Annotated in this window: 20 protein-coding genes; 5 read left to right on the forward strand and 15 right to left on the reverse strand. The window is 61.3% G+C overall.

What is annotated here, in order from left to right; all coding sequences use genetic code 11:
- Nucleotides 1–50 precede the first annotated feature (50 nt).
- Nucleotides 51–1,334 carry a cystathionine gamma-synthase family protein gene (locus HYP802_RS0113140; RefSeq protein ID WP_024275895.1) on the forward strand — a complete coding sequence of 428 codons (1,284 nt, stop codon included), beginning with the start codon at nt 51–53 and terminating at the stop codon, nt 1,332–1,334.
- A 25-nt stretch (nt 1,335–1,359) separates the two neighbouring features.
- Here HYP802_RS0113140 and cimA read toward each other — a convergent pair whose 3' ends face one another.
- Together cimA and HYP802_RS0113150 are read right to left on the reverse strand one after the other, a co-directional pair.
- A complete protein-coding gene (gene cimA / locus HYP802_RS0113145) occupies nt 1,360–2,991 on the reverse strand; it encodes a citramalate synthase (protein WP_013947828.1) in 1,632 nt (543 codons plus the stop codon).
- Nucleotides 2,988–3,497: a GNAT family N-acetyltransferase gene (locus tag HYP802_RS0113150; protein WP_013947829.1), complete on the reverse strand. Its 510-nt coding sequence runs from the start codon at nt 3,495–3,497 to the stop codon at nt 2,988–2,990. Before HYP802_RS0113150 ends, cimA begins: the two co-directional genes overlap by 4 nt.
- Nucleotides 3,498–3,795: 298 nt before the next feature.
- On the opposite strand from HYP802_RS0113150, the gene HYP802_RS0113155 reads away from it, so the two are divergent.
- The gene (locus tag HYP802_RS0113155; protein ID WP_013947830.1) at nt 3,796–4,233 is read left to right on the forward strand and encodes a hypothetical protein; all 438 of its coding nucleotides are present in this window, start codon (nt 3,796–3,798) and stop codon (nt 4,231–4,233) included.
- 42 nt (nt 4,234–4,275) lie between these two features.
- Here HYP802_RS0113155 and HYP802_RS0113160 read toward each other — a convergent pair whose 3' ends face one another.
- Entirely contained in the window at nt 4,276–5,112 is an 837-nt protein-coding gene (locus HYP802_RS0113160) for a helix-turn-helix transcriptional regulator (protein WP_013947831.1), read from the reverse strand.
- Between the two features lie 90 nt (nt 5,113–5,202).
- On the opposite strand from HYP802_RS0113160, the gene HYP802_RS0113165 reads away from it, so the two are divergent.
- Nucleotides 5,203–6,090 (forward strand): SDR family oxidoreductase, encoded by an 888-nt coding sequence (locus HYP802_RS0113165; RefSeq protein ID WP_024275896.1) that lies wholly within the window; start codon nt 5,203–5,205, stop codon nt 6,088–6,090.
- A gap of 142 nt (nt 6,091–6,232) precedes the next feature.
- Here the strand turns inward: HYP802_RS0113165 and HYP802_RS0113170 are convergent, their stop codons facing one another.
- On the reverse strand, nt 6,233–7,390 hold the full coding sequence (locus HYP802_RS0113170; RefSeq protein ID WP_013947833.1) for a hypothetical protein: 1,158 nt from the start codon (nt 7,388–7,390) through the stop codon (nt 6,233–6,235).
- Between the two features lie 169 nt (nt 7,391–7,559).
- On the reverse strand, nt 7,560–8,969 hold the full coding sequence (gene cysS / locus HYP802_RS0113175) for a cysteine--tRNA ligase (RefSeq protein WP_024275898.1): 1,410 nt from the start codon (nt 8,967–8,969) through the stop codon (nt 7,560–7,562).
- 258 nt (nt 8,970–9,227) lie between these two features.
- On the opposite strand from cysS, the gene HYP802_RS0113180 reads away from it, so the two are divergent.
- Nucleotides 9,228–10,511 (forward strand): DUF2865 domain-containing protein, encoded by a 1,284-nt coding sequence (locus tag HYP802_RS0113180; RefSeq protein ID WP_013947835.1) that lies wholly within the window; start codon nt 9,228–9,230, stop codon nt 10,509–10,511.
- 67 nt (nt 10,512–10,578) lie between these two features.
- On the opposite strand, the gene gltX is transcribed toward HYP802_RS0113180, so the two are convergent.
- The 8 genes from gltX to rpiA all read right to left on the reverse strand — a co-directional run bounded on the left by gltX (nt 10,579) and on the right by rpiA (nt 19,168).
- On the reverse strand, nt 10,579–11,949 hold the full coding sequence (gltX, locus tag HYP802_RS0113185) for a glutamate--tRNA ligase (RefSeq protein WP_013947836.1): 1,371 nt from the start codon (nt 11,947–11,949) through the stop codon (nt 10,579–10,581).
- Between the two features lie 206 nt (nt 11,950–12,155).
- Nucleotides 12,156–13,880: an NAD+ synthase gene (locus tag HYP802_RS0113190; protein WP_013947837.1), complete on the reverse strand. Its 1,725-nt coding sequence runs from the start codon at nt 13,878–13,880 to the stop codon at nt 12,156–12,158.
- A gap of 54 nt (nt 13,881–13,934) precedes the next feature.
- A complete protein-coding gene (locus tag HYP802_RS23640) occupies nt 13,935–14,099 on the reverse strand; it encodes a hypothetical protein (RefSeq protein WP_155831225.1) in 165 nt (54 codons plus the stop codon).
- Nucleotides 14,100–14,191: 92 nt separating this feature from the next.
- Complete coding sequence (locus HYP802_RS0113200; protein ID WP_013947838.1) at nt 14,192–15,595, reverse strand: 3-deoxy-7-phosphoheptulonate synthase class II; 1,404 nt, start codon at nt 15,593–15,595, stop codon at nt 14,192–14,194.
- A gap of 137 nt (nt 15,596–15,732) precedes the next feature.
- On the reverse strand, nt 15,733–16,488 hold the full coding sequence (locus HYP802_RS0113205; RefSeq protein WP_013947839.1) for a glucose 1-dehydrogenase: 756 nt from the start codon (nt 16,486–16,488) through the stop codon (nt 15,733–15,735).
- Nucleotides 16,489–16,545: 57 nt separating this feature from the next.
- Nucleotides 16,546–17,928, reverse strand: a complete 1,383-nt coding sequence (gor, locus tag HYP802_RS0113210) for a glutathione-disulfide reductase (protein ID WP_013947840.1) — start codon at nt 17,926–17,928, stop codon at nt 16,546–16,548.
- 17 nt (nt 17,929–17,945) lie between these two features.
- Nucleotides 17,946–18,443: a DUF2059 domain-containing protein gene (locus tag HYP802_RS0113215; protein WP_013947841.1), complete on the reverse strand. Its 498-nt coding sequence runs from the start codon at nt 18,441–18,443 to the stop codon at nt 17,946–17,948.
- 2 nt (nt 18,444–18,445) lie between these two features.
- The gene (gene rpiA / locus HYP802_RS0113220; protein ID WP_013947842.1) at nt 18,446–19,168 is read right to left on the reverse strand and encodes a ribose-5-phosphate isomerase RpiA; all 723 of its coding nucleotides are present in this window, start codon (nt 19,166–19,168) and stop codon (nt 18,446–18,448) included.
- Nucleotides 19,169–19,375: 207 nt separating this feature from the next.
- On the opposite strand from rpiA, the gene HYP802_RS0113225 reads away from it, so the two are divergent.
- Entirely contained in the window at nt 19,376–20,059 is a 684-nt protein-coding gene (locus tag HYP802_RS0113225) for an HAD family hydrolase (protein ID WP_013947843.1), read from the forward strand.
- 3 nt (nt 20,060–20,062) lie between these two features.
- On the opposite strand, the gene HYP802_RS0113230 is transcribed toward HYP802_RS0113225, so the two are convergent.
- Both HYP802_RS0113230 and HYP802_RS0113235 read right to left on the reverse strand, forming a co-directional pair.
- Nucleotides 20,063–20,440 (reverse strand): DsrE family protein, encoded by a 378-nt coding sequence (locus tag HYP802_RS0113230; protein WP_013947844.1) that lies wholly within the window; start codon nt 20,438–20,440, stop codon nt 20,063–20,065.
- A gap of 84 nt (nt 20,441–20,524) precedes the next feature.
- Nucleotides 20,525–22,840, reverse strand: coding sequence for an MMPL family transporter (locus HYP802_RS0113235; protein WP_013947845.1), 2,316 nt, complete (start codon nt 22,838–22,840; stop codon nt 20,525–20,527).
- Nucleotides 22,841–23,121 lie beyond the last annotated feature (281 nt).

Consider the following 23,121-nt stretch of genomic DNA (forward strand, 5'->3'; position numbering starts at 1 on the left):
CGAATCTTAAGCGCCTTGCGATCCCGGCCGCCAACCCGAGGCCGCACGTCATGGCTCCTCCGCGCCCGTCTAAAACCCATATCGGCAAGCACAAACTTCACCCCGAAACATTGATGCTTGGCTACGGTTACGACCCGCTTCTGTCGGAAGGCGCGGTCAAGCCGCCGGTGTTCCTGACCTCGACGTTTGTGTTCAAATCGGCGGAAGAAGGCCGCGATTTCTTTCATTACGTTGCGGGGCGAAAGCAGCCGCCAAAAGGAACGTCGGCGGGCCTCGTCTATTCGCGCTTCAATCATCCCAACAGCGAGATCGTGGAGGAACGCCTCGCGGTCTATGAGGAAGCGGACGCGTGTATCTTGTTCTCGTCGGGAATGTCCGCCATCTCGACCACGGTGCTGACCTTTGCGCGGCCCGGCGACGTGATCGTCCACTCGCAACCGCTCTATGGTGGGACAGAAACGCTTCTGTCGCGGACGCTTGAACCATTGGGCATTCGTGCGGTCGGCTTTGCCAATGGCGTGGATGAAGCAAGCGTGCGCGCGGCCGTTGCGCTTGCGCAGACGAAGGGGCGCATTGCGCTCTTCCTGATCGAGACGCCGTCAAATCCGCTGAATACGCTGGTCGATATCGCGCTCGTCAAGCGCATTGCGGAGGAAACGTCAAAGCAGCAAGGGCATCGCGCCATTCTCATTTGCGACAACACGCTCTTAGGCCCGCTATTTCAAAGGCCCTTGGCGCTCGGAGCGGACCTGTCGATCTACTCTCTGACGAAGTATGTCGGTGGCCATTCAGATCTCATTGCCGGCGCCGTACTGGGAAGCACGGACCTAACCCGCCCCGTAAAACTTTTGCGCGGCGCGATCGGAACACAACTCGATCCGCATTCCTGCTGGATGCTTGGCCGTTCGCTCGAAACGCTGGAACTTCGCATGGAGCGTTCCAACAAAAATGCGACGGCCGTCGCCAAGTTTCTGCGCGATCATCCGGCGGTTGCCAAAGTCCACTATCTGGCTTTCCTCGTACCCCGAACGAAGCAGCATCGCGTCTTCAAAACACAATGCAAAGCCGCAGGCTCGACATTCTCATTCGACATTGCCGGCGGCGAGCGCCAGGCCTTTCAGTTTTTGAATCGGCTGGAAATTTTCAAGCTCGCGGTCAGCTTGGGCGGCACGGAATCGCTGGCGTGCCATCCCGCTTCGACGACCCACTCAGGCGTTCCGGCCGACGTTCGCGCAGCCATCGGCGTCTCTGAAGGAACGATCCGGCTTTCAATCGGGATTGAGCATCCTGACGATCTCATTGCCGATCTCACGCAAGCGCTTTCGTCAGTCTAGGTGACAGCGCTTGCAGTGAAGGCCGTCATCCTGCAGCGGCATTGTCGCGCAGGAGTTTGTAGTTGATGCTATCGAGCAGTGCTTCGAAGCTGGCGTCGATGATGTTGGGCGAGACGCCGACGGTGGTCCAGCGCTCGCCGGTTTCCATGTCTAGGCTTTCGACGAGAACGCGCGTGACGGACGCCGTGCCACCGTCACGCGTCTGCGTCAGGATGCGAACCTTGTAATCGACAAGCTCGACGTTCTCGATGTGCTTCTGATAGCGACCCAGGTCGTTGCGCAGCGCCTTGTCGAGCGCGTTCACCGGACCATTCCCCTCGCCGACCGACACCAGCGCTGCGTCGTCGCCTGCAATCGAAACGGTGACCACAGCCTGCGAAACGGTGCCGTTGCCGTTGCGGGCTTTGGAGCGCTCTTCCTTGCGCTCGACCGTTACGCGGAAATTGTCGACCGAGAAATAGCGAGGCACGGTCGCGAGCGCGCGCCGGGCTAGAAGCTCGAACGAGGCTTCGGCGGCCTCATAGGAATAGCCCTGATCCTCGCGCGCCTTCACCTCGTCCAGCAGCGCCTGCACGCGCGTGTCGTCCTTATCGGAGGGCAGGCCGAGGCGTTCAAGCGCCGACGTCAACGACGAGCGCCCGCCTTGCTTCGAGACGAGGATGCGCCGTTCGTTGCCGACGCTCTCGGGCGGAACATGCTCATAGGTCTCTGGTGCTTTCAGAAGCGCAGACGCGTGAATGCCGGCCTTGGTCGCGAAGGCGCTTTCGCCGACATAGGGCGCATGGCGGTTCGGCGCTTCGTTCAAAAGCTCGTCGAGAACACGGCTCGCATGCGTCAGCGTGCGCAGCTTCTCCGGCGTGACGCCGGTTTCGAAGTATTCTGCGAACTCGCTTTTCAGAAGCAACGTCGGAATGATCGACGTCAAGTTGGCATTGCCGCAGCGCTCGCCGAGGCCGTTCAACGTGCCCTGGATCTGACGGCAGCCTGCGCGGACCGCCATCAGCGTGTTGGCGACGGCGTTTTCCGTATCGTTATGCGTGTGGATGCCAAGATGCGAACCCGGCACGTGCTTGGCGACATCGGCGACGATGCGTTCGATCTCATGCGGGAGCGTGCCGCCGTTGGTATCGCACAGCACGACCCAGCGCGCACCGGCATCGTACGCGGTTTTGGCGACGGCGATGGCGTAGTCGCTGTTCGACTTGTAGCCGTCGAAAAAATGCTCGCAGTCGATCATGGCTTCGCGCTGCGTCTCGACGACGGCGCGCACCGATTGATCGACGGCTTCGAGATTTTCCTCGTTCGTGATGCCGAGCGCGACGCGGACCTGATAGTCCGACGATTTGGCGACGAGGCAGATGCTGTCAGCTGCCGACTGCAAGACTGCCTGGAAGCCCGGATCGTTCGAGACCGACCGCCCTGCCCGCTTCGTCATGCCGAACGCGGTGAAGCGCGCTGACTTGAAATTCGGACGGGATGCGAACAGGTCCGTATCTGTTGTGTTGGCGCCGGGATAGCCGCCTTCGATATAATCGATGCCGAGGTCATCGAGCACGCGCATCAGCCGGCGCTTGTCTTCGAGCGAGAAGTCGACGCCCGTCGTCTGCGCGCCGTCACGCAGCGTCGTATCGAAAAGATAAAGGCGTTCCTTGCTCATGACGGTTCGGTCGTTTTCTTCGTTTGGCTCTCGGCGAGCCGCTTTATCATGGTCGTGTTGGAAAGCCACTGATCGTCGCGCGGAACAGAATTGCGCTGCGTCGCGACGTAGCCTCGGCTTTCAAAGAACGGCACGGCCGTGTCGCTTGCGTCGACCGTGACAGCCTCGGTGCCCCTGGCACCTGCGATCTTCTCCAGCGCATCGGCCAGCGCGGTGCCGACCCCCTCGCCTGCGTAGTCGGGATGCACGTAGAGCATGTCGATGGTTTTATTGTCCTTAAGGGACCCGAAACCCAGATATTCACCGTCGAGCTGCACGACGAGCGTCAAGGCTGCCGCCAAGTGGGCACGGAATTCGGCAGCGTCTTCCGCGCTTGCGGCCCAAGCGAGCCTCTGATCTTCGTCATAGTCATCGACCGTCAGCTCGTCGATGGACTGGGCGAAAAGATCGCGCAGCGCCATCGCGTCGGCGGGCAGAAAGGGGCGGAGCGGATATTCGTTGGACATGGCTGCGTCTGAGGGTAAACGTCTGGGCTAAACAAACCGGCGCGGACCGGCGTTAACCGGCCTTCTCTGGTGTCGCCAGGGCTTATGGGATGCTGCGATGGGCCTACCCCCATGCGGGGGCCGATGCAAGCCCCCTGTTGACCTCCTTCGGTGCCATATTTTTCGCTCCTCCCTGAGCCATTACCCTCAGAATAACTAAAAATCGCCGCCGCAATTCCTTTGACGTTGCCCAATCCCTGTCCGAAACTGCCAGTACGGATTAACCGTGCACACAGCGGACCTTTGAACAGACCGACGAATGTCGCTGAACTTCGCAACGGCAAAAGCCATCATCGATGAGGCGCACCGCGCCTGGAGCGCCGGCGATATCGAGGGTGTCCTCCGCACCTATGCCGATGATATATGGTTTCAGCGCAATGCAGTCGACAGCACATCTCCTCCTCTGGTCATCCAGGGCAGGGACGCCATGGGCGTTTTCCTGAGAGACATCAACGCGAAGGCAACCGGCATGGCGGTGGTGGACGCTTTTCAATTTCACGCCGGTATAGGACGAGCGCGCGTCTCCTATTTCCTGAAAGATAGAGAAACGGGACAATGCCACTCCGGCACATATCGTCAGATCGTGATGTTTCGCGGCATGCAGATCTCGCGGATGGAGCAGTTTCATGACGCTGCCCGCCTCACGGCATTTTTCCGGCTGATTGACGGCGTGCCGCAACACGAAGGCCGCTCGTAGATCGCCGTCGGTCGCCGGCGAAAGGCAGGCAAGCTTTGCGGCTCAACCGCCTGCCGAACGGATCAAAGACTTTACCCGCTCGGCGTCTTCGGGTGTCGCGGGGTTGTATACGATCATTCCAAGATCAGGGCGGCAATCGACGGCAAATGCCGAATATTCGAAAGTGACGGTGCCGAGAACCGGATGCCGGAGCTTCTTCATTCCGCCCCCGTAGTTGCGGACATCGTTGTCGCGCCACAGCCGTGCGAAATCCGGGCTCGACTGGCAAAGCTCATCGACCAGTGCGCTCACGCGCGCAGTCGCGCCTATCCGCGCCACGTCCGCCCTGAAAACGCCCACGATGAACCGCGCAACGCTCTCCCAATCGTACTGCACCGAGCGAACGTGAGGATCGCCAAAGACGACGCGCAAGATGTTGCGCTTCTCCGGCGGTAGCTTGCCATAGTCGGTCAGGACGGTTGCGAACGCGCGGTTCCAAGCAACGACATCCCACATCGCGTTTTTGATCATCGCGGGACTGAGCTCGAAAGCGTCGACCACACGCTGCAGGCGCGGCGTGATGCTTTCGTCTTCCTTGATATGCACCTCCGGCGGGCGGCCAAGACCCAGAATGAACAGATGCTCGCGCTCGGCATCCGTCAGCATCAGCGCACGCGCGATACGGTCGAGCACGTCGGCGGATGGCGCACCGCCGCGCCCCTGCTCCAGCCACGTGTACCAAGTGGCGCTGACGTTGGCGCGCTGTGCCACCTCCTCGCGCCTGAGTCCTGGCGTGCGCCTGCGTACCAGCGGCAAGCCGAACGATGCGGGATCGAGCTTCGTCCGGCGATCTCTCAGGTAAGCGCCGAGCGCGCTTTCTTTGGTGTCCGACAAACTCATCGTATTAGTGATTATACCCGTATAAACTCACGTCTTTACCAGCATAGACGCTAGCACGAGATAGCCTCCGACGTAACTGAGGAGGATATCATGCGTGTTTTTGTGACCGGCGCGACGGGCTTTATCGGCTCCGCTGTCGTCGATGAATTGCTTGGCGCCGGACACCAGGTGCTGGGCTTGGCACGCTCCGACACGGGTGCGGCGGCCCTGACGGCGGCGGGCGCCAACGTGCACCGTGGCGACCTGCAAGATCTCGATAGCCTTAAAGACGGTGCTCGCGAGACCGATGGGACAATCCACTGCGCATTCATCCACGATTTCGCGAAATTCGCCGAGAATGGACAGATCGACAAGCGCGCCATCGAAGCGATGGGGGACGCACTCGAAGGCACGAACAAGCCTTTCATCGTCACATCGGGAACGGGACTCGTCGCACCAGGAACGGTCGTCACCGAGGACATGCGGTCCACCAATCCGCATGTTCCCCGCGTCTCGGAGCAGGTCGGGCTGGCTTATGCATCGCGCGGCGTGCGTGCGATGGCAATCCGCCTTCCACAAGTGCATGGCAAGAAAGGCAAGGCCGGTCTGATTTCTTATCTCGTTGAAGCCGCGCGCAAGAAAGGCGTGGCTGCTTATGCCGGCGATGGCAGCGAACGCTGGGCGGCGGCGCACGTTTTGGATGTGGCCCACGTCTATAAGCTTGCGTTGGAGAAAGGGATGGCGGACGGCGTCTATCATGCCGTCGGCGAGGAAGGCGTGCCGATGTCCCAAACGACGGAGATTATCGCGCACGCCGTCGGCGTCCCCGTGGTCTCGATCAAAAAAGAGGAAGCTGGCGAATATTTCGGTCCGCTCGCGATGTTCGCCGGTCTCGACATGCCGGCATCCAGTGCTTTGACTCAGCAGCGGCTCGGGTGGACGCCCAAAGAGATCGGGCTCATCGCCGACATTGGCCAACCGGGGTATTTCACAGGCTGAGAAAGTTTCTCTTTGTCGTCGGGCGTGCTGAAGACACGCCCCTCGGCCACTCAGCGGGGCCGGTCCGCAAAGCCTTATTCGCCCTTCTGGATCAGCGACAATCGTCGGCCCAATTCGGAGCGACCGTTCGGCTCATCTTCAATTAAGCGCCGCGGGCTTCGAACGGTGCTAACAGTCGTTGTTTCGTTACCTGAAGAGCCTGTTTCAACTTCCGCCGAGTGTTGCGAAGCCGCCTTTTCCGGTACGCTCGAGCCCCCCCGACCGCATGCGAGGTCCCATCCTCAGACGTTCTTTCCGCCATGCGCGTGATCGTAGCGACCAAAGCCTGGATCAGCTCTGCCTCTTGTAGGGCCGTGAAGCTATTTGGCTCGGGATCTGCTGGAACGTTCTCGGGAAACCATTTGCGTGACAGCCGACCGTCGAAATATCGCTTATCGAGTTCTTGCGTAACCTCGCTGAACCTCGCTTTGATCGCGTCAGATTCGTGTTTGCTCAACAGCCGCCCAAGCGGCTCGCCTTCAGGGATAAATTCCGTGACCAGGCCTCGAATGCATTGGGCACGCCGCCAACCGTCTGCGCACTCGCCGAACTTCGGCAGGGCCTCATTAATGTGGCGGAGAACTTCGAGGCGCTGCAAATCGAGTGAGATATTGCGGTCGTCATCGAGCAGCGGATCTCTGATCTCCACGCCGAGTTGCTCGCAGAAATCCCGCCGAATATCGCCGTCTGCCATTTGAGTGCGGTCGTACTCTCGCACGATCAAGTTGCTTCTGCCGAACGCTTCCGCCCATAAATCGAGTGTCTGCAAATGGTTGAAGAAACGAGCCTTAGGCAAAATCTGATCGGCGCTGAATCTGTGATGACTCCCGTTCCGAATGCTCTCGGACCATGACGCCAAAGCCAGCTCCGACGGCTCGCGAGCGTAAAAAACAATCTTGATGTCATCTGTCGGTAGTGCGTCGCGCAGCTTTTGAAGCTGACACAGCCGCGTGATACGCGATGAGAAATGCTCGCACGATAGGATAAGATTGCCGTCCGCCGCGCGTGCGCTTTGCGTTAGATGCGCCAATACCGACGGTAGCATGGGTTGCCGCTTCGCAGAGACGAACTCGACCTCACCGTCAATGAGAGCGCCAGCAACGGGAAAATGCGCATCGTGCTCGAAGCAGATGTCATTTGACGCACAAGGGTAATAGAAGCCCGCTTGTTTCAAAAGCTCGGCATTCCGTGTCAAAAAACGCTGCAGTGTCGTGGAGCCGGTCTTCTCTCCACCGATATGCAAGAAAGCGCGTTTGATCATCGGGCCCCCCAACCATTCAAGGCTGAGGCAGCGAGAGAGCTATGTCAAATGGCCTATGCCTGCCATCCACATTTGGTGGTCAACTCATAGCAACCGTGCATGATCGGCCCGAAGCTATTGACAGTCATCGCGATAGCCAATGTCGATGATTTGATTCGGGTGCAGTCACCTACCGAGCAACTTCCCAGGTGGTTTCGATCTCGCCGGTGTCCTTGTTTTTCACGTCTTTCAGCGTGATGCCCATCGCCGCGAGTTCATCGCGGATACGGTCCGATTCCTTGAAGTCCTTACGCTTGCGGGCTTCGAGGCGCGCCACGATCAGCGGCTCGATGGTCGCCGCGACGGCCTGGGCGCTTTCTGCTGCGCGCACGTCAGCGGCCTTCAAAGATGCCCCGTCGAAACCCAAGAGCCCCAGCGCAGCGCCGAGCCCCTTTACATCATTGGCGGCGGCCAGCCCGTGCAGTTCTGCAATGGCCTTCGGCGTGTTGAGATCGTCTTCGAGCGCTTCCAGAACGGCAGCCGGAATTGCATCGCGATTGCCGGTGTCGATGCCGTCGAGCGCGAACCAACCGGTGAGAATTTTCTGGCTCTCTTCCATGCCCTTCTTCGTCCAGTCGATCGGCTGGCGATAGTGGGTGCGCAGCATATTGAGCCGCAACACTTCGCCCGGCCAGCCGTCATTCAACAGCTCGCGAATGGTGATGAAGTTGCCGAGGCTTTTCGACATCTTCTCGCCTTCGACCTGTAGAAAGCCGTTGTGCATCCAGACGTTCGCCATTACCGGCGTGCCGTGTGCGCATCGCGACTGTGCGATTTCGTTTTCGTGGTGCGGGAACGTCAGGTCGATGCCGCCGCCGTGGATGTCGAATACAGGCCCGAGCAACGCGCCCGACATCGCCGAGCATTCGATATGCCAGCCTGGGCGCCCCGGCGTTTTGATACCGGCGGGCGACGGCCATGCCGGTTCGCCGGGCTTCGACGGCTTCCAGAGCACAAAGTCCATCGGCCCTTTCTTGTAGGGCGCGACCTCGACGCGGGCGCCGGCCTCCATCTCGTCGAGCGAACGGTTCGAGAGGCGGCCGTAGTCCGGCATCGAGGCGACATCGAACAGCACATGATCTTCGGCGACGTAGGCGTGGCCGTTCTTCACCAGTGTCTCGATGATCGAGACCATGTCCTCGCCGCCTTCGGGACGGCGGATGTATTCGGTCGCGCGCGGTTCGTACGTCGGCGGCAAAACGCCGAGTGCGTCGATATCCTTGTGAAACTGATCTTCCGTCGCCTGTGTGACTTTGCGGATTGCCTCATTCAGCGGCAGGTCGGGATAGTCGCGCGCAGCGCGGGCGTTGATCTTGTCGTCGACGTCGGTGATGTTGCGGACGTAGGTCACGTGACCCGGCCCGAAGATATAACGGAGCAGCCGGAACAGCAGGTCGAACACGATGACCGGACGGGCATTGCCGATGTGGGCATAGTCGTAGACCGTCGGGCCGCAGACGTACATACGGACGTTATTTGGATCAATCGGCTCAAAGGCGGCCTTCTGCCGGGTCAACGTGTTGTAAAGTTTCAGCGCCAAAGCCGGACCTCGTCCATCGTCATTCATGATTTCCGCAGTATGCCATAGCTGCACGGCGCGGGGATAAGTCTGCCGCCGGGCCTTATCCGCTCCTTTCCACATCCGTCAAGCTGCTGAAACCGCTTGTAAAACGTGGAATGTCTCAATTGCTCCCAATTGACCCGCTAGCAAATCGCTGCTTAGGGTCCGGAATGCGTGATTTTTGAGCGCCTTCGAGCGTTGCGCGCGCATACCGTCTAGGGGACGTTGGGAGCAGGCGTGAGCCAAGGAAGTCCAATCAACACGACCGTTCGCCGGCTGGCGCTTGCACTTGCCGCCGCGGCAATTGCCTTGCTTTTCGTCTCGGAGGTGGCCTCGGCGCAAAGCTGGTGGCCGTTCGGCGGCGGCGGTGACGACCGTCAGGACGGCGGCGACCGTCCGCCCGTACCGCAGGAGCCTGTCTACCGGGAACCTCCGCCGGCCCCCATGCCTCCGCCGCAAGGGCAGCCTCCTGCCGCGTATCCGTCGGCTCCGCCGCAACCCGGCTATCCGGCCGCCCCGCCCCAGGCCGGCGTTCCCGTGCAGCCCAGCGCGCCGCCGCAATCGTCTGCATCGAGCTATCGCAACCCGATCTGTCTGCAGCTTGAGCAGCGGCTTGTGCAGGAGAACAAGAAAAACGGCCAGTCGCAGGCCGATCTGCCTCGCATCGAAGGCGAAATTCGCCAGCTCGAAACCACCGTCGACCAGACGCAAGCGCGGCTCGATCGTGGCTGCTACGAATACTTCCTGTTCACGAAGTCGCTGAAGAACATCCCGCAGTGTAAGGACCTTGCCCGGCAGGTCGACAATTCGAAGCGGCGGCTCTCCGATCTCGATGCGCAGCGGCAGGATATCCTCGGCTCGTCGGGCCGGTCGTATCAGGACGACATCATCCGCGAACTTGCGCGCAACAACTGCGGCGCAAATTACTCTGCGATGGCCCGGCGCGAAGACGGCAACACCGGCGGCATGTGGGAAGACGAAGAGTCAAGCGGCGGCAATACCTGGAATCCGCGCGCTGCGAACGGTGCGCAGACCTATCGTACGCTGTGCGTCCGTCTATGCGACGGCTTCTATTTCCCGGTGAGCTTCTCGACGCTGCCCAGCCATTTCGATCATGACGCGGACGTCTGCTCGTCGCACTGCGCGGCGCCGTCGGAGCTGTTCTATTATCCCAATCCCGGCGGGACCGTCGAGCAAGCGGTCGCAATGAAAGATCAGGAGCCGTACACGAAGCTCAAGTTCGCGTTCCGGTATCGCAAGGAATACGTCAACGGCTGCTCGTGCAAGGCGGCTGACTATACCCCTGCCGATGGCGACAAGAGGGTTGAAGGCGCCCTGCAGACTCTTCAAGGACAGCACCGGGCCGATGCCGCCGCGCCGCAACAGCCGATGACGACCGGCGCGACATCCGTGCAAACGGAAACGCTACCCGACGCAACCGCCCAACCGCAGACGCAGCCGCAAACCGCTCCGTCCATCGGCGCCGGCGGCTGGCAGACTGAAGCCCAGCCGCAGCAGTAACTTTCGTCATCCTCGGCCGAGCGCGGCCGTAGCCGCGTCGAGAGTCGGGGATGACGATGGCGATCCGCTAAGCTCTCTTACCTTCCAGGCGGGCAAGGACGCGGTCGCGGCCCATCAGCGGCAGCAGGAACTTCAGCTCGGGTCCGGCTTCACGTGCCGTCAGCGCGAGGCGCAGGGGGTGAAAGAGCGCTTTGCCCTTTGCGCCGGTTTTGGCTTTGATCGCGCCGGTCCATTCCGACCAAGTCGCTTCGCTCCACGGCTCAGGCGGCAGCAGCGACGCGCCCGCGACGGTCACTTTCGAATCCTCGATGATCGGATCGATGTCTCCCGCCACAACCGTCCACCAGTCCTGCGTATCGGCGAAGAGTTCGAGGTTGCCGCGCACGGCGTTCCAGAAGTCTTCGCGACCTTCGATGCCGAGCGCGCGCAAGCGATCCGCAACGTCGGCGTAGTCGAGCATGTGCAGCAGCTTGCTGTTGAGCGTCTTCAGTTCGGCGACGTCGAAGCGTCCTGGCGCGGTCGAGATTTTTGCGAAGTCAAGTTTGGCGGCCAGCTCATCGCGCGACTTGAATGGCTCGATCGCATCAGAGGTGCCGACGAGCGCGGCGTGACAGAGCACCGCCATCGGCTCCAGCCCATCGTCGCGGAAGCTTTGCACGGACAGTGCGCCGAGACGTTTCGACAGCGCCTGCCCATCCGCACCGATGAGCAACGAGTGATGGCCGAATTCCGGCGGGGTTGCGCCCATCGCCTCGAAGATCGCCATCTGCACGCCGGTATTCGTCACATGATCTTCGCCGCGCACGATGTGCGTGATGCCGAACGCCACGTCATCGACGACGCTGGTAAAGGTGTAGAGATACGTGCCGTCCTCACGGATCAGCACCGGGTCGGATAGCGAACCAAGATCGACCGTCTGGTCGCCGCGGATCAAGTCGTTCCACGACACGAGCGTGGGCTGCGGCGCGAGACCGCGCTCCTCTTCCGTGTTCGGAAGTCGGAAGCGCCAATGCGGTTTGTCGCCACGACCGATGCGGGTTGCGATTTCGTCGTCGGACAACTTCAACGCTGCACGGTCGTAGATCGGCGGCTTGTGCATCGCGAGCTGGCGCTTGCGGCGGCGGTCCAATTCTTCTTCCGTTTCGAAGCATGGATAGAGCGCGCCACTGGCTTTCAGAGCTTCAGCTGCTTCGTCGTACAGGCCCGTGCGATCCTGCTGTCGCGCGAACTCGTCCCAGTTGAGGCCGAGCCATTTAAGATCATCACAGATCGCTTCCGCATATTCCTGTGTCGAGCGCACGGTGTCGGTATCGTCGAGCCGGAGCAGAAATGTGCCGCCGTACTTTCTGGCGAGAAGCCAATTGAGCACCGCCGTCCGGATGTTGCCGATATGGATGCGGCCCGTGGGGCTCGGAGCAAAGCGGACGCGTGGTTTCATGAAAAGCTCGATTGATGATCGGATTTGCGCGCAACCTAGCGTGCGCACCGTCGAACGCAAGTTCTGTTCGTCGTCCTCGTAAGGCGGCGGCGAGGCGCTTGATTCTTGCCGTCATCCCGGCGCAGGCCGGGATCCAGACAATTTCGACATTGAGCGATTGTCTGGGGTGCCGACCTCCGTCGGCATGACGGAGCGATGGTTTGGCGTCAGGCGCCTTTGGCAACTATTGGAGGTTTTGGGACTGGAGGCGCTTTCTGGTCCGCCTGCATCACATCCTCACGAAATTTGTTCGTGATCGGATAACGGCGATCGCGGCCGAAGTTACGCGAGGAAATCTTGACGCCGGGCGCGGCTTGGCGGCGCTTGTACTCGGCTAGATACAGCAGCCGCTCGATCTTCTTCACCGTCTCGACCGAATGGCCGCGCGCGACGACGTCTGCGAGCGGCATTTCCTTTTCGACGAGGCAATTCAGAATGTCGTCCAGTTCTGCATAAGGCGGCAGCGAATCCTGATCGGTCTGGTTGGCGCGAAGCTCCGCCGTCGGTGCTTTCGTCAAGATGCGCTCTGGGATGACGATGCCCGCCGGTCCTTTCGCTTCTTCCGGCACGTGTGCGTTGCGCCAGTGCGCCAGCTCGTAGACCTCTGTCTTGTAGAGGTCTTTAATCGGATTGAAGCCGCCGTTCATGTCGCCGTAAAGCGTGGCGTAGCCGACGGACATCTCGCTCTTGTTGCCGGTGGTCACGACCATGCCGCCGAACTTGTTCGACACCGCCATCAGGATCGTGCCGCGCACGCGGCTTTGCAGATTTTCTTCGGTGATGTCGGCGTTGGTCCCTGTGAAGAGATCCTTCAGGCTCCAGGTCAAACCGGCGACGGTGGGCTCGATCGAAACTTTGTCGTAGCGAATGCCGAGCGCATTGGCGCAGGCGGCGGCGTCTTCGAGGCTCTCGTCGGAGGTGTACTTCGACGGCAGCATCACGGCGTGAACGCGCTCCGGTCCCAGCGCATCAACGGCTATCGCCGCGACAAGCGCGGAGTCGATGCCGCCAGACAGACCGAGCACGACGCTCGGAAAGCCGTTCTTCTCGACATAATCTTTGAGACCCAGAACGCAGGCGTGGTAAGCGGCGGCTTTGCCTTCGGTGAGCTTCGCGACCTTATCCTTCCGGCAGACCCAGCCCGACGGCGTGCGGGTCCATTCCGTTACGGACACGTCTTCGCGCCAAGCCGGAAGCTGCACGGCAAGGCTGCGGTCGGCATTCAACACGAACGACGCGCCGTCGAACACCAGCTCATCTTGGCCGCCGACCTGATTGAGATAGACGAGCGGCAGGTTGCTTTCGGTGACGCGCGCGACGGCGACATTCATGCGGGCGTCGGGCTTCGGCCAATCGAACGGCGAGCCGTTCGGCGAAACGAGAATTTCTGCGCCCGTCTCGGTCAGCGTCTCGACGACTTCGGTGCTCCAGATGTCTTCGCAGATGGGCACACCGATGCGTACGCCGCGGACATTCAGCGGACCGGGTTGTGGTCCCGGTGCGAACACGCGCTTTTCGTCGAAGACGCCGTAGTTGGGCAGATCGACCTTCAGCGTCGTCGCCTGGATGCGGCCGCCATCGAGCAGCGCGACGGCGTTATGCACCTTTCGGCCTTCGGCCCAGATCGTTCCAATCAGGATGGCGGGTCCATCGGCGCAGGCGGCTGCCAACCATTCGAGCTTGGCTTTCGTCGCCTGCTGAAAGGCGGGTTTCAGAACGAGGTCTTCCGGTGGGTAGCCGTTGAGAAACAGCTCAGAGAAGACGACGACGTCCGCGCCCAGCTCCTTGGCGCGGGCGTGTGCGCGGGCGGCGCGTTCGGCGTTGCCTTGCAAATCCCCGACGACGGGGTCGAGCTGAGCGAGGGCGATCTTAAGCGAAGCGGGTGATGTCATGCCCGCTATTTAGGGCGCGGCGCGACCCAGGTCCAGAACCCCGAAGCCGCTGGCTTAATCGCCGTCTTCTTCGCAGGCGACGGGGAACTCCACGTCTGGGTCCCAGCACATGCCGCCGCCGTCGTTGACGGCGCTGAACGTCGCCGGGCGGCGGTCGGCCGCGATGGCTGCGGTTGCGGATGTCAAAACCGCCAACGCGGCAAAGATATGCAATCCCATGTGAGCAGGCCCTCGACATGAAAACAGCGGCCCTGCCAAGCGGGGCCGCTGTTCAGCATACACACAAACGTCACAAACAAAAGGCCCCGCCGTTAGGCGATGAGCGACTTCGGCTCCAGGTGCGTGTCCGCGTTCCGCTCTTTCTTCAATTGCTCTGCAACGAGGAAAGCCAGCTCTAAGGCCTGGTCGGCATTGAGGCGCGGGTCGCAATGGGTGTGATAGCGGTCCGACAAATCCTGCTCGGAAATCGCCGTCGCGCCACCGGTGCATTCGGTCACGTTCTGGCCGGTCATCTCGACGTGGATGCCGCCCGCGTGCGTACCTTCCGCGCGATGGACCTCGAAGAACGACAGGCTCTCCTTCAGGATGCGGTCGAACGGCCGCGTCTTGTAGCCGGTGACGGCCGAGATTGTGTTGCCGTGCATCGGATCGCACGACCAGACGACCGAGCGGCCCGCCTTCTTCACGGCGCGGATCAGCTTAGGCAGGTGTGTTTCGACCTTGTCGTAGCCGAAGCGGCAGATCAACGTCAGGCGGCCCGGTTCGTCCTTCGGGTTCAGAAGGTCGATCAGGCGCAGCAGGCCGTCCGCATCCATCGACGGGCCGCATTTGAGGCCGATCGGGTTTTTGATGCCGCGGCAGTATTCGACGTGGGCGTGATCCGGCTGGCGCGTGCGGTCGCCGATCCAGATCATGTGGCCGCTCGTGGCGTACCAGTCGCCGCTGGTCGAATCCTTGCGCGTCAATGCCTCTTCGTAGCCTAGAAGCAGCGCCTCATGGCTGGTGTAGAAGCTCGTCGTGCGCAGCTGCGAGGTGTTGTCGGACGTGATTCCGCAGGCGCGCATGAACTGCAGCGTTTCGGCGATGCGATCCGCCAGCTCCTGATAACGGTGGCCCTGCGGGCTATCCTTGACGAAGCCCATGTTCCACTGGTGCACGCGTTCGAGATCGGCATAACCGCCGGTCGCGAAGGCGCGGATCAGGTTCAGCGTCGCCGCCGACTGACGATAGGCTTCGAGCTGGCGATGCGGATCGGGGATGCGCGCTTCGGCCGTGAACTCGGTGCCGTTGATGATGTCGCCGCGATAGCTCGGCAGCTCTTGGCCGTTCTTCTTCTCGGTCGGCGAGGAGCGCGGCTTGGCGAACTGCCCGGCGATGCGGCCGACTTTCGTCACGGGCTCACCGCCCGCGTACGTCAGCACGACGGCCATCTGCAGGAAGACGCGGAAGAAGTCGCGGATGTTGTCGGCGCGATGCTCAACGAAGCTCTCGGCGCAGTCGCCGCCCTGGAGCAGGAAACCACGGCCACCGGCAATTGCAGCAAGCTGCTTCTTCAGCTCACGGGCTTCACCGGCAAAAACGAGCGGCGGGAAGGACGCCAGACGTGCTTCCACGTCGGCGAGGGCCTGGGCGTCCGGGTATTCCGGAACCTGCATGATGGGTTTGCCGCGCCAGGTATCTGGCGACCATTTTTCGGCTTGGGCGTTGGACGCCATCGTCAACTCCTGAAAAGCAGCTATCGGGCCCCGCCCGGAGGCGGTGCCTTCCCCTGCTCTGTGGCATATTATCTCGGGGCGCTTATAGGTGATATCGCCGCCCCGCGCCAGCCCACCTTGGACGGCGTTCCTTGCGATTAAAGCCCGGCTCCCATGCCGCCATCGACGGCCAGTTCCGATCCCGTGCAATATAGGCTGTCGTCGGAGGCAAAAAAGACCGCCGCGCCCGTCATATCCTCCGGGCGGCCGAGGCGGCCCATGGGGGTCTTGTCGATCAGGGCCTGTTTGACGGGCGGCAGCTTCAGCAGGCGGTCCGTAATGGCGGTTTCGACGTAGCCTGGCGCGATCGCGTTAACGCGGATGTTGAACGGCGCGTACTCGACCGCCAGCCCCTTCGTCAGCGCCGTGACGGCACCCTTAGTGGCGGTATAGGCCGCAAGCGGGCGCAGACCGCGGTTCGCCATGATCGACGAGATGTTGATCAGCGACGCGGACTTCGACTTTCGAAGCAGCGGCAGCGCATCACGCGAAATTCTGAGGATGGCGTCGAGGTTCACCTCGCGCAGCTTCGTCCAATCGGAATCGGAGAGCTGGCGGACTTCGCCACGAACGAGGATGCCGGCGTTGTTGACGACGACGTCGACGTAGCCGTGCGCGTTCTCGATGTTGCGGAACAGTGCGGTGATATCCTGGCCTTTCGAGACGTCGACGGCCATCGCCGTCGCGGCGCCGCCGTTGCCCTTGATATCGCGAACGGTTTGCTCGGCGGTCTCGCCGTTGATGTCGGTCACCCAGACGTGCGCTCCTTCGGCAGCGAAGCGATGCGCGATCGCCGCGCCGATGCCGCCGCCGGAGCCCGTTACCATTGCGATCTTTCCGCTGAGCCGCGCCATGTGAACCTCACGTCGTCGATTGGGGGGCCGAACCCATACGGCGGTGCACTCCCCCGATCAAGCCGCCGCTTCGCCAGGGGCCATCCATTTCTCGCGCAAAGTCACAAGTTCTTCTGCGGCCGATGGATGCAAGGCCATGGTTTGATCGAAATCGGATTTTTTTGCGCCCAGGCGCACGGCAATGGCGGCCGTCTGCACGATCTCGGCCGCATCGGGACCCAGGATGTGGACGCCCACGACGCGATCCGTCGCCGCTTCGACGACGAGCTTCATAAGCGTGCGCTCGTCGCGGCCACCAAGGATCGCCTTCATCGTGCGGAAGGCGCCTTTGTAAACATGGACGTCTCCATACTGGCTTTTCGCTTCCTGCTCGGTGAAACCGACAGTACCGATCTCAGGCGTTGTAAAGACCGCGGTGGGGATCGTCGTATAATCGACGAGCGTCGGCTTGTCGCCGAAGACGCTATCGGCGAAGGCGTGGCCTTCGCGAATGGCGACGGGCGTCAAGTTCACGCGATTGGTGACATCGCCGACGGCATAGATCGACGGCACCGTCGTCTGTGAATGGTTGTCGACGACGATTGCGTTCTCGGGGTCCATCTGGACACCGATGGCTTCTAGGCCCAGCCCCCGTGCGTTCGGCGAACGGCCAATCGCGAACAGGATCTGGTCGGCTTCGAGCGTCTCGCCGCCTGTGATCGTGCCTACGAGCCCCGACGCCGTTTTTTCAATCTTGGTGAAGACCTTTTCGTTGATGATGCGGATGCCGCGCGCTTTCATCGTCTCGACGAGGCCGTCACGCAGATCGTCGTCGAAACCGCGCAGGATTTTCTCGCCGCGATAGATCAGCGTGACGTCAGAGCTGAGCCCGTGAAAAATCGATGCAAACTCTGTCGCGATATAGCCGCCGCCAGCGATGACGATGCGGCGCGGAAATTCCTTCAAGTTGAAGACTTCGTTCGAGGTGATGACGTGCTCGATGCCGGGAAGCTTGCGATCGACGTTCGGGTGGCCGCCCGTCGCGATCAATATTGTCTTCGCCGTGATCGTCCGGCCGGACGCTGACAGGCGCACCTGGTTGGGCGACAGGCACATCGCACGTTCGGGAAAAATCTCGACCTTGTATTTGTCGAGCGTCGTACGATACGCGGCTTCGAGACGCGAAATTTCCTTGTCCTTGGCGGCAATCAGCGACGGCCAGTCGAATGTCCTCTCAGGCAGCGTCCAGCCGAAGCCTGCCGCGTCCTTGAATTCGTCGCTAAAGCGGCTGGCATAGACGAGCAGCTTTTTTGGAACACACCCGCGGATCACGCAGGTGCCCCCGACGCGGAATTCCTCGGCAATGGCGACTCGTGCGCCGTGGCTCGACGCAATACGGGCGGCTCTCACGCCGCCCGAACCTGCGCCAATGACGAAAAGGTCGTATTCGAAATCTGACATCGCTTGGCTATGCAGGCTTACTTCTGATCGGTGGGGATGGGCGGCGTCTGCCCGGCTTTGATTTCGTCGGCGATCTTGGCGCTGTATTTCATACCGATCTCCGCGCCCTTCTTCATCAGTTCAGGCGTCTTGGCGATAAACTTTGCACCCGGCCCCGAACGATAAAAGTCGGCAACCGTTTTCATTTCTTCAGCCGTGAACGTCTCGGCGTAGAGATTGGCAAAGTCGGTGATCATCTGGTCTTTATATTCGAGCAGCTTTTTCATGCTCGAATCGAATTGCGCCGAGAGCTTTTTGCCGGCTTCGGAATTGTCGGCGTTGGCGCCTTTGGCGAAGCCGCGCGACATGGCTTCGACCATGCCGTCCATCTGCTTCGTCACGCCGGTGACTTCAAGCAGATCGCGGGCGGCGGCGACGCGGGCCGGATCGGGTGGCGTTGCGGGCGAGTCTTCAGCCAGCGCCGCGGTCGAACAACAGACGAAAAACAGTGCAATTATTCGCAGCCAGCGGCCCATTTTTATTCATCCTCTTCGAAATCGATTTCAATTGCCGAAATGACTTCTACACCCATTGGTCCGGCAATAATGCCGACATCGGCAATGCCAAGGAAAAGACCGTTCTCGACGACGCCGGGAACGAGCTTCAAAGCGTCGTCCAGCGCCTCGGGATCGTCAATCGAACCGAACGCGCAATCGAGAATATGGTTGCCATTGTCGGTTACGAATGCCTTGCCATCCGTACCACGGCGCAACTTGATCTCGCCGTCTAGCCCCAGATCGTCGGCAAGCTTGGCGATCAGACTTTCAGTTGCCGCCAGTCCGAACGGCACGACCTCGACCGGCAGAGGAAACTTGCCGAGCACCTCGACGAGCTTGCTGTTGTCGGCAATGATGATGACTTGGTTCGAAGCCACCGCGACGATCTTTTCCCGGAGGAGCGCGCCGCCGCCGCCCTTGATGAGGCGCAGGTCTTCATCGAGTTCGTCGGCGCCATCGACGGTGAGGTCGAGCGCCGGTGTCTCATCAAGCGTCGTCAACGGAATATCGAGCGCTGCGGCTTGGGCGCGCGTCGCTTCCGACGTCGGAACGCAAACGACCTTGAGGCCGCTTCTCACGCGTGCGCCCAACAGCTCGACGAACTTCGCAGCCGTCGAACCGGTGCCCAGACCGAGCTTCATTCCGTCTTCGACATAGCCGAGCGCCTGCTCGGCCGCCTGCCTCTTCCAATCGTCAGTGCTCATCTTGCCCCCAAAGACCAAAATCGGCTGCTGCTCGCCGGGCCGTGCGCCTTGTCTAGGCTGGCGGTGCGGCGCTTTCAAGCCACGCAAATCTACCAGACATTCGTGACGCCGTGACAGAGCGGACCGAGACGACTACGGTCCAGCGTCGACGGTGGCGTGCGGAATGCGCGCCGCCGACGCCAACCAATGAAAATACGAGGAGATTTCATGCAGGGTTGGACGATCGTCTTCGATCTGGACGGCACCTTGATCGACACGGCGCCGGATCTGGCCGAAGCGACGAATCACGTGCTCTCGACGCTCGGCCTTGAGCGGATCAACGAAATGGAAATTCGCCCCTTCGTCGGCCACGGCGCGCTGGCGATGATCGACGGCGCGGTGAAGGCGCACGGGCGAAAACTTCCCGAACGCGAACTGCACGATCTATTCGAGGTTTTCCTGACCTATTATTCGGCCCACATTGCAGATCGCAGTGTCCCCTACCCGCACATCGTCGCAGCGCTCGACGGGCTGAAAGCCGAAGGCGCGACGCTTGCGGTCTGTACCAACAAGATGGAAGCGCAGGCGCGCGCCGTTCTCGAAGCGCTGAAGCTCGACGGTTATTTCTCGGCTCTAACCGGGCGCGACAGTCTCGGCGCCTACAAGCCCGATCCTCGGCATCTGACCGGCACGATCGCATTGGCCGGCGGACAACCGGGCAAGAGCATCATGATCGGCGATAGCGAAACCGACATCCGGACGGCGAAGGCGGCACAGGTGCCGGTCGTGGCGGTGAGCTTCGGCTACAGCATCGATCCGGTGCTGTCGTTCGGGCCTGACGTCATCATCAACGATTACCGCGAACTGCGTGGGGCGATCGGCAAGCTCGCGGGGATGCCGGTCAGTTCATAACGGCTAGTAGGTTAGAACGCGGCAATCGTCCGACATGATCTCTTCGATGAAATGCGCGGCGCCAATGACGCCGCTGCATTCGGCGATCAGGTCGTCCTTGCGCATGGCGCAGCTATCGAGGCCGGTTGAGAAGCAATGGAAGCGGACGCCTGATGCGTGTGCCTCCTTGATGAAGTCATAGACTGACCGGCACTCGGCCGCCTTGACGTGCACGGCTTCGGCGACGCCGTTGCGCAGAACTTCGGCGGCGCCGCCCGTGCAGACGACCTCGACCTGATAGCCCATCGACGCTGCGACGGAGGCTTGAAAGATCGGCGGGCAGATGGACTCGTCACTGTGCGGACTGGCGTTGGCCAATACGATGATAAGCTTGCGCGTCACGGCTGGCGTCCTGCTCGGAGACACTGCCGCCGAGACTAGGCTGCGACCGGCGTCGGCCGCAACCTTTAACGCGTGTTCAAGCCATCAAACGTCGTGACCGCTAATATAACGGCGGTAAACGAGGATCGTGGCCGGGAGGAACACAAGGTCGGCAACCAGCGACGCAATCAGCGTCACGCCGCAGACGAGGCCGAACAGCCGCAGCGACGGCAGGTCGGAGAAGATCGTCACGCCGAGGCCGAAGGCCAGCACGATCGTCGTCAGGATGATGGCCGGGCCGACCAGAACGCGCGCTCGACGAATGGCAAGCTCGGGCGGGACGCCGGGCTGCTCTTCCATGCGCAGTCGGTTCAGGAAGTGGATCAGCGCATCGACGCCCAGTCCGAAGACCACGATCAGCGCGACGACGGAAGAGAATTCCAAGCCGCCGCCCATGAAGTAGAGCATCGCACCAGCCGTCACGACCGGGAACAGACCGGGCAGCAAGCTGATGAACCCGACGAACACCGAACGGAAGGCAAGCGCCAGCAATACGGCTGCAACGAGCACGCAGAGCGGAATGCTTTCATCAAGCTGCGAGATCATGCGGTAGCTGTTGCGTGCCGCAAGCGCGGGCAAGCCCGTTACCGAGATCTGATATTCGGGATACGCCTTGCGGATCGGATCGAGCGCCTTATCGACCGAATGGACCAGCGGTAGAATCTTGCTGGCGTCAACGTCCGGCAGGCGGCCCGTCACGAGCACGGCTTTCTCGTCCTTGGCGATGAAGCGGCGGACGAGGTGCTCCGGCAGAAGGCCGACGTATTTCTTGATCGTCTCGACGTTGTCCTGGCCGCTTTCGCGCAGCCAGCGACGCAGGCTTTCGAGTGACCAGACGTTGCCGAGGCCCGCGGCTTTCTCAAGCGCCTCGTGAGTCTCTTCGATCACCTTCAGCGTCTTGGGATCGTAGAGGCTGGCGCCGTTCTTCCACTGGATCATGACGTGGAACGGGTTGGCGCCGGTGAGCTTGGAATCGATGCGGCCGGTCGCGGCAATAGCCTGCTCTCGGTCGGGCACCTGATCGGCGAGGCGATAGCGCGGTTCGAGCGCGAGATGCAGCGAGGCAAAGTAGGCAAACAGCGCAAAGGCGATGGCCGTGTAGACGACCGAATGCTTGACGACGCGATCGACAATGCCGCCGACGAAAATGCCGAGCGCGTCCATAAGGCCGTCGGCAGGCGTGTGGTCCTTGGCGAGCGTCTTCTCGTTGCGCACGAACAGCAGCGCCAGGATCGGCAGCACGACGATGACGGCGCAGAACGAGATGCAGACTGCCATAGCGCCTGCTTCGCCGAACGTGCGGATGAGGCCCGACTCCGAGAACAATAATGCCAGGAACGACAGCAACGCCGCGCCATGCGCCAGCACGCACGCGGGACCGACAACGAGGATCGCAAAGCGAACGGCCTGAAGCTTGGTATCGCCTTCGCGCAGCCGGATGCGGAATGCTGACACCATCTGCATACTGTCGGCAAAGCCCATCACCATGATGAGCGGCGTCATGACGTTCAGGAACAGATTGAGCTTGAACCCGAGCCAGCCGAGCAGACCCAGCGACCAGGCCACCGCAATGACCGGCGGCAGCGCGGCAACGAGCATCAGCGATACGCGGCGGAAGAAGATCGCTGCGATCGCGGCGCCGAAGAGAAGGCCGAGGCCGTTATAGACGATCTGGTCACGCTCGACGGCGTTGCGGATCTCAAGCTGCATGACCGGCGCGCCGGCGAGCTTCACCGACAGCCCGACAGGATTAAGATCATCCTTTGCGGTCTTCTCGATTTCGCCGATGACGGCTTTCGCGGATTTCTCTTCGACGACCTTGCGGTCGAGCGCCAGCACCATCAGCGCGAGCTGACCATCGTTCGACAGAAACTTGCCTTTGACGATGTCGTTGGTTTTCAGGGCGTCGACGATTTTACCGAACGCGACCGGATCGTCGGGCAGGTCGTCGGGCACGATCGGCGGCGGGTATCCGCTCGCGTCGGGTTTGCCGCGCGCAGACAGCATCGACACGATGCCGCTGACGCCGTCAATGAGTTGCAGATCGGCGGCGGCGTTACCAAAGGCCGTCAGCCCTTCTTTCGTCAGCAGCCTCTTGCCTTCGACGACGACCAGAACGTCGTATTCGCTCGATGGGAAGCGCTTGTCGATCTCTTCGTAGATCTTGAATTCGGGGGTGTTGGTGCGGAACAGCTCCGACAGGCTGTCGTCGACCCTGAGGCGGGAAATGCCGGCCGCCGCGGCAGCCGTTAGAATGAGAACGATGATTGCCGATATGATCGGCGCCCTGATGCCCAGTAGGCCAATCTTATTCAGGCCCAAAGAAATCAGGTTCGGGCGTTCCGGCTCCGCTGACTGCAAAAAATATCCTCCCCAGCGACTTCGATTTGAGAAGTCGCCACCAGCGCCCCCCGGCGTCGTTCGTCTTTGCCGGGAGACATGGCACTATGACGGTGTTCGACGCAAGGTCCACTTGGCCTCACGTCCCAAGGGAAATGCCCGAAATTCAAGGGTGCAATGCGATACTTGGCAACTTTGGCGAGAGAGAAGCGATGCACCCACGCAGCGAATCATGGCGGTACGTCGAGTTTCTCTTGCAACGGCCCGGCAGTGTATGTGACAGCGTCGGCGCCGCCGAACGA

It is taken from the genome of Hyphomicrobium sp. 802, assembly GCF_000526135.1.
In the GTDB taxonomy this organism is placed as follows: Bacteria; Pseudomonadota; Alphaproteobacteria; order Rhizobiales; family Hyphomicrobiaceae; genus Hyphomicrobium_B.